Below are 6395 nucleotides of genomic sequence, written 5' to 3'. Positions count from 1 at the left end.
TGTAGATTGGCGTTTTCGTACAGAGGATGCAAGAGTTAAGCTTTCAAAGATTTATCCAACCCATCAAAATTAATGGGACAGACCACTAGTACCGCTGCGCAAAAGTCACTCATTCAAAAGTCAAAAGTATTGTATTCCGGGCTTTCGCGTCATTTTAAATGGTATGTTTATTTACGCTGTGTTGTACTAGTTTCCAGAACCTAAGTTTTCAAGAATTAATTAAAGGAGAAGTTTAAGTAAAGATGGGTTGGGTTACAAAAAAAGTAGGAGTATTCTGGTGTGGAACTTGAAAGTTGGTATCTTGATACTTACACTGAGTTGCATAATTGCAACTGGTATAGCAGTATATCTTCTTGGCGGCATTGAACCAGCACAAATCCAAGCATTGCTGAAATCTTCTGGTATCTGGGCACCTATTATTTATATTGCTTTGTATGTTGTGGCAACTATGTTAGTTTTGCCCTCAACGGTGCTTAATTTGACTGGAGGTGCGATTTTTGGCCCTTGGCTGGGTACTGTCTGGACTAGTCTGGCAGCAGTGATTGCGGCAATAATTGCCTTTGTTTTTACTCGGACTATTGGACGCCAAACAGTTGCAAAACGATTAGCAGGACGCTGGCAAGCTATGGATGCTGAGGTACGACGTGGAGGGCTTTTTTATATGTTTGCCATCCGATTAGTACCGATCATGCCCTATGGTTTAGTCAATTTTGTCGCTGGACTGACTTCGATCGGTTTTAAAGATTATGTTCTCGGTACAACGCTTGGTACTGTTCCTAGTGTCTTACCTTTTGTACTACTAGGTAGTTCTGGTCTGAAGGCAGTGAATACAGGCGATTTTTTGCCGCTAATACTTGCATTAGGCTTAACTGGAACGTTGGTAGCAGGGTCTACTTGGTACCGCCATCGTCGGACTTTTCCCAAAAAAGTTGTAGAAAGTCTTAAAGAATCAGACTCTTCAGATAACATCAATCCGAAGAATAAATAAATTATGGGGATGCAACTTGAGTCTTGCTAGGTATACTGTGAACCAAACCTTTACGATCAAAAGCAGTCTGTTAGCCTAGCTGTTCAAAAATTAAACCATATTTTTAGATGCTACCAAAGTATTCATTCATTGTTCCAATTTATAACGAAGAAGAAATTATTCCAGAACTATACCGCAGACTGAGTGCAGTAATGAATCGGATGGATGGGCTTGTCGAATTAATTTTAATCAATGATGGTAGCCGCGATCGCTCCCTACAGTTACTACGAGAGCTTCATCAAAAAGACCCACGCATTTGCTATCTGAGTTTTGCTCGTAACTTTGGTCATCAAATAGCAGTTACTGCTGGTCTCAATTTTGTCCGGGGTCAAGTTATCGTCATCCTTGATGCCGATCTCCAAGATCCACCAGAACTAATCCCCGATATGGTTGAAAAATGGCGACAGGGCTATCAGGTAGTCTACGCTCAACGCACTCAACGCTTTAAAGAAGGATGGTTTAAGCGTTTTACTGCCTATTTCTTTTATCGCATCCTCAAAAAGCTTGCAGATGTAGAGATTCCTACTGATACTGGTGATTTTTGTTTAATGGATCGGCAGATTGTAGATATTCTCAATTCTATGCCAGAACGCAACCGCTATATTCGTGGTCTGCGTTCTTGGGTTGGCTTTCAGCAAACAGCAATTCGGTTCGAGCGCAACCCCCGCTTTGCTGGGGAAGTTAAATACACTTTTAGCAAATCCTTAGCCCTTGCCATCAATGGTCTAGTGTCCTTTTCAATAGTACCACTGCGGTTATCAACTTATTTAGGGTTAGTAGCAGCGGCGGCGGCCATCTTCATGGCTTTATTAGTCTTGTATTGGCGTCTTTTTGTCCCCCATTCGCCTTTAACTGGGTTTACGATTATTTTGATGGCAATTTTCTTCCTCGGATCTGTGCAGTTAGTCAGTGTTGGCATCTTAGGCGAGTATATAGGGCGCATCTACGAAGAAGTTAAAGCCAGGCCCCTCTATACTTTGGCAGAGGTAGGTGGTTTTTATCGCAAATCTTCTAACTCAACGAGTAATTCTGAGAAACGAGATAATTTAGAAGATCCTAAAAAGACCTCACCCTAAGAGCATCCGTGACAGGTTAAGATAATTGCACATTTGTCAAGAGGTAGCAGGAAAAGGAGATAAATCGAGCTTTGAGACTGGCTTTCAGAAATATTTAACCACACCTAAGTCTTGATTCTCTGGGGCGGCAAAGTATTTAATATGGTCATCGGCTTTACCTTTGTCAAAAGCGACACTTGAGTATTGTAACCGATTGACAAAAAGCATTTTATCTTAACCTCTCACGAATGACCCCTTAATGACAGCTTAAACCACAAGTGTTTCAGCTTTTTTTAGTGCCATTCTTCTCTTAGTTTTTAGTAGTAAATTAAGATGCGTTTGCCCTATGCTAGTGATAGCTATTTAGACAATAAGAAACCAGTATCTGCTCAATAAATCGGGGCGAACTATCAGTTAAGGAACGAGTTTACGACATTTGAGCCTTGTCACTGAGCGATTTACCCCGAATTATTGAGCGGTTACAAAATCAGTCTAAGTACATGCTACATTTATTTCAATTACCTATCTAGGGTTTCTCCCTGCTGGCAGGGCTACTCATAGATGACACCTCTGCCAGCAAATATCTCTGAATCAAACTTATAACTGAGGGGATTGATATGGCAGACCTTATTGGAGACAACAAGAATAACACTCTAATTGGCACGTTTGAGAATGACGCTATCCTTGGTCAGGGCGGTGATGATAACCTCTTTGGTCGGGGTGGCAATGATGACCTCTTGGGTGGGGCTGGCAATGACTCGCTTAATGGCGAGGACGGCAATGACCTTCTCAATGGTGAGGACGGCGAGAACACCCTGCTTGGTGGGTTAGGCGATGATGTCCTCCTTGGTGGATCTGGCAATGACCTTCTCGATGGCCAGGAGGACGACGATCAACTCCTTGGCAAAGGCGGTGACGACACCCTGCTTGGTGGGTTCGGTAATGATGCTTTCCTTGGTGGAGTTGGCAATGACCTTCTCGAAGGCGGGGACGGAAATGACCGACTCGCTGGAGAAGACGGTAATGACCAACTCTTTGGTGGGGAAGGGGTTGACACGCTCAATGGCGGGGCTGGCAATGATCAGATTGATGGCGAGGATGGCAATGACAACTTGATTGGTCAGGCTGGCAATGACATCCTCCTTGGCGGGGCTGGCGATGACCGACTAGAAGCAGGGGACGGGGATGACAAAATCTTTGGTGGGACTGGCATTGATACTGCTGACTATTCAAATAGCACTGCCGGTGTCACCGTTAACCTAGCGACTGGAACTGCCAGTGGAGGGGCTGGGAATGATGTCCTATTTAATATCGAACAAGTCTTTGGTTCTGGTTTCAAAGACTTTCTAATTGGTGGGCGCGGTTATGACACCCTCTTTGGTAGAGGTGGCAATGACCTGCTTGATGGTGGAGTTGGCAATGACCTGCTTGATGGCGAGGAAGGCAACGATATTGTCCGTGGTGGGACTGGCGATGACACCTTGCGTGGTGGGACTGGCAATAACCAACTCTTGGGTGGAGCTGGTGTTGATACTGCTGATTATTTCAGTGCCACTGCCGGAGTCACGATTAACCTTGCCACTGGAACCGCTACAGGGCAGGACAGGAATGATGTCCTGTTGGAGATTGAAAGATTCGTTGGTTCTAGGTTCAATGACACCCTCTTGGGCGGAGCTGGCAATGACTTCTTCCTCAGTGGTGGGGACGGGAATGACTTTGTCAATGGTGAGGCTGGTAATGACCGCCTCTTTGGCGATAACGGCAATGACACCCTCCTTGGCGGGACTAACGACGACTTTATCAATGGCGGGAACGGCAATGACTCCCTGCTTGGCGGTAGCGGTATTGACATCCTGCTTGGTGGGGCTGGCAATGACTTTCTCAATGGTGAGGACGGGAGTGACACTCTCATTAGTAGAGAAGGCAATGATACCCTGCTAGGCGGCAGCGGCAATGACATTCTGCTTGGTGGGGATGGCGATGACCAACTCCAAGGTGGAAGCGGGGATGACCAACTCTTTGGTGGGACTGGCATTAATACTGTTGATTATTTAAATGCCACTGCCGGAGTCACCGTTGACCTTGGCGCTGGAATTGCATTTGGGGGAGATGGGAGAGATGTCCTGTTCAATATTGAGCAAGTCTTTGGTTCTAGTTTTAGAGACTCCCTGATTGGAGGAGGCAGCAGTGATACCCTCTTTGGCAGAGGCAACAATGACACCTTGCTTGGTGGGGATGGCGATGACTTTCTTGATGGTCAGGAAGGTAATGACCTCGTCTTGGGCGAGGATGGGAATGACAGCCTGTTTGGTGGGGCTGGCAATGACCAAATCGAAGGAGGAGAAGGCGATGACACCCTCCGTGGCGGAGTCGGCAATGACACTCTCCTTGGAGCGCCTGGAAATGATGTCCTCATAGGCGTTGATACTAACGGTTCTGATTCTCCTGGATTAGGAGAGGTTGATATCCTAACTGGAGGGCCTGGGGAAGATCAGTTCTTACTTGGAGATGCTACTAATGTCTTTTATGACGATAACAACAATGGAAGTAGTGGTTTGGCAGACTACGCTACCATCAGTGGCTTCAACTCCAACGAAGATACAATCCAGCTCAAAGGAACACTGGCAGACTATCGCTTGCAGACTGTGGGAGCCGATACAAATGTATTTCTAGACAATTCAGGAGAGTTAGATGAACTCGTTGGTGTTGTGCAAGCATCGCCTCTGAAGCTTGATAGTGACGACTTCCTGTTCTACGAGAAAGAAGATGCTGGACAAGGGACAAACAACACACTAGCCACTGCTGAGAAGCTAGGTGCTTTAACATCAGGTTCAGAAGTTAATACCTCTGCTCAGCTGGCAACATTTCCAGGGAACAATCCTGATTTCGACTTTTTCACATTTTCTTTAGCCAACCCAGGAACTGTGACTATCAGCACGCCTAATTACAGTGGTAACTTTCCAGTTCTCGGCCTATTTAATAGTGCTGGGAACTTACAGACTTCCAGTACTTCTCAATCAATCACCGCTTCACTAGGGGCAGGTACTTACTCCATTTCAGTAAGTGATTATGATTACTTCCCTCAAAATGGCGGAACTTTCAGTTCTGGCTCTTTTAATCCTGGTTCTTATACGCTAGAAGTCACTGTAGCCTAAAGACAAATGGTACTAAGAAAAGCGGAAACAGTTGCCAATTAAGAAGTTTGCAGTTGTTTACGCAATTCTTGTCGAGGTTTTGTCATGAAGGGGTAAGCTTTAGGACAGCGTTTTTGAACTCGTGGTTCCCTACGTGCGGGACGGTCAGTAACGACTTTGTGAACGATAATTTTGATTGTTCTGCTCATCCATCATTACTATCCGCTCAATAAATCTGGGCGAACTACCAGTTCAGGAACGAGTTTACGCCATTTGAGCCTTGTCACTGAGCGATTTACCCCGGATTATTGAGCGGTTACCATCATTACTACCTTTTATTTGCGTAGGAACACATAAGGTAATTTCTAGCAAGAATTTAGGAGTCAGAATGTTAGAAAATTTAGTCGAACTCTTCTCAATCAATAGGCGAATTATACTGAACTGCTTTTAAATTCTGGCTTCTGACTCCTGAGTGCTGAATTCTTACGTTTCTCCTTCTAAAATTTATCTCGTTGAATACTGAAACTAGCTCCGACTAGAGAACTGCCTAAGAAGGCGGAAAAACTGACCAACATAGCTCCAAGACTTTTGTTTTTCTGGTATTGCCAGCCAGAGATAATTAACCTGAGTTCGGGATAAGCTGAAACCCTCATTACGCCGTTGCTTAATTTTGGGATCTGTCAACGTGCTTACGTCGTTTCAGCGAGTTAACGTTGAATAAACCTCCTTAACTCGAACTGAGGTTAATTATGTTGGGATTATTAGTCTGGATAATCTCCAGCCCCCAGCACCCCATTGCCCCTACTTCTGAAAACCCAGTTAAGAGCAGAGAGACAATTGCAGTTGTTTCTATCCCTCCTTCTGCACCTGATACTGTCACAGAGGGAAATTACGGTAATAAACAAGCCTAGTGAGAATAAAAACAAACATACTCATTCAAAAAAGACATTTGAGTAGCCATTAAAGATGCAGCAGCAGCAAACACAGCGCACGCACACAAAACAATACTGGAAACAATCTTTTTCATACTAAAAAGCAACGCTTATATATCTAGGCTGCTCTTATTGGTGTATTAATAGCATCAGTAGGCTCTCTAATTTTTTGTGAAGCTTAGGCGATCGCAGTTGCTGGAATTGACTTACCCAAGAATTTTCACATATTTTCGCCTCATGAAAAAGT

5 protein-coding genes are annotated in these 6395 nt (G+C 44.6%); 4 read left to right on the top strand and 1 reads right to left on the bottom strand.

Features of this window, described 5'->3' with window-relative positions; genetic code table 11:
- Nucleotides 1-277: 277 nt before the first annotated feature.
- The 3 genes from V7K56_RS23240 (at nucleotide 278) to V7K56_RS23230 (ending at nucleotide 5237) form a co-directional block, all read left to right on the top strand.
- The gene (locus V7K56_RS23240; RefSeq protein WP_334914009.1) at nucleotides 278-988 is read left to right on the top strand and encodes a TVP38/TMEM64 family protein; all 711 of its coding nucleotides are present in this window, start codon (nucleotides 278-280) and stop codon (nucleotides 986-988) included.
- Between the two features lie 107 nt (nucleotides 989-1095).
- Nucleotides 1096-2103: a glycosyltransferase family 2 protein gene (locus V7K56_RS23235; protein ID WP_334914007.1), complete on the top strand. Its 1008-nt coding sequence runs from the start codon at nucleotides 1096-1098 to the stop codon at nucleotides 2101-2103.
- A 596-nt stretch (nucleotides 2104-2699) separates the two neighbouring features.
- Entirely contained in the window at nucleotides 2700-5237 is a 2538-nt protein-coding gene (locus V7K56_RS23230; RefSeq protein ID WP_334914004.1) for a calcium-binding protein, read from the top strand.
- A gap of 38 nt (nucleotides 5238-5275) precedes the next feature.
- On the opposite strand, the gene V7K56_RS23225 is transcribed toward V7K56_RS23230, so the two are convergent.
- Entirely contained in the window at nucleotides 5276-5425 is a 150-nt protein-coding gene (locus V7K56_RS23225) for a hypothetical protein (RefSeq protein WP_334914002.1), read from the bottom strand.
- Nucleotides 5426-5965: 540 nt separating this feature from the next.
- Here V7K56_RS23225 and V7K56_RS23220 point away from each other — a divergent pair.
- A complete protein-coding gene (locus V7K56_RS23220; RefSeq protein WP_334914000.1) occupies nucleotides 5966-6127 on the top strand; it encodes a hypothetical protein in 162 nt (53 codons plus the stop codon).
- The last annotated feature ends 268 nt before the right edge of the window (nucleotides 6128-6395 follow it).

Origin of the sequence: Nostoc sp. (assembly GCF_036917535.1) — a bacterium.
Lineage (GTDB): Bacteria > Cyanobacteriota > Cyanobacteriia > Cyanobacteriales > Nostocaceae > Nostoc.
Note: the sequence above shows the minus strand (reverse complement) of the source record. Positions and strands in the feature narration are given on the sequence as shown.

Bases quoted from the DNA above. Each gene is read 5' to 3' on its own strand.
- V7K56_RS23235 (WP_334914007.1), top strand. From the start codon at position 1,096: ATGCTACCAAAGTATTCATTCATTGTTCCAATTTATAACGAAGAAGAA.
- V7K56_RS23230 (WP_334914004.1), top strand. From the start codon at position 2,700: ATGGCAGACCTTATTGGAGACAACAAGAATAACACTCTAATTGGCACG.
- V7K56_RS23225 (WP_334914002.1), bottom strand. From the start codon at position 5,425: ATGAGCAGAACAATCAAAATTATCGTTCACAAAGTCGTTACTGACCGT.
- V7K56_RS23220 (WP_334914000.1), top strand. From the start codon at position 5,966: ATGTTGGGATTATTAGTCTGGATAATCTCCAGCCCCCAGCACCCCATT.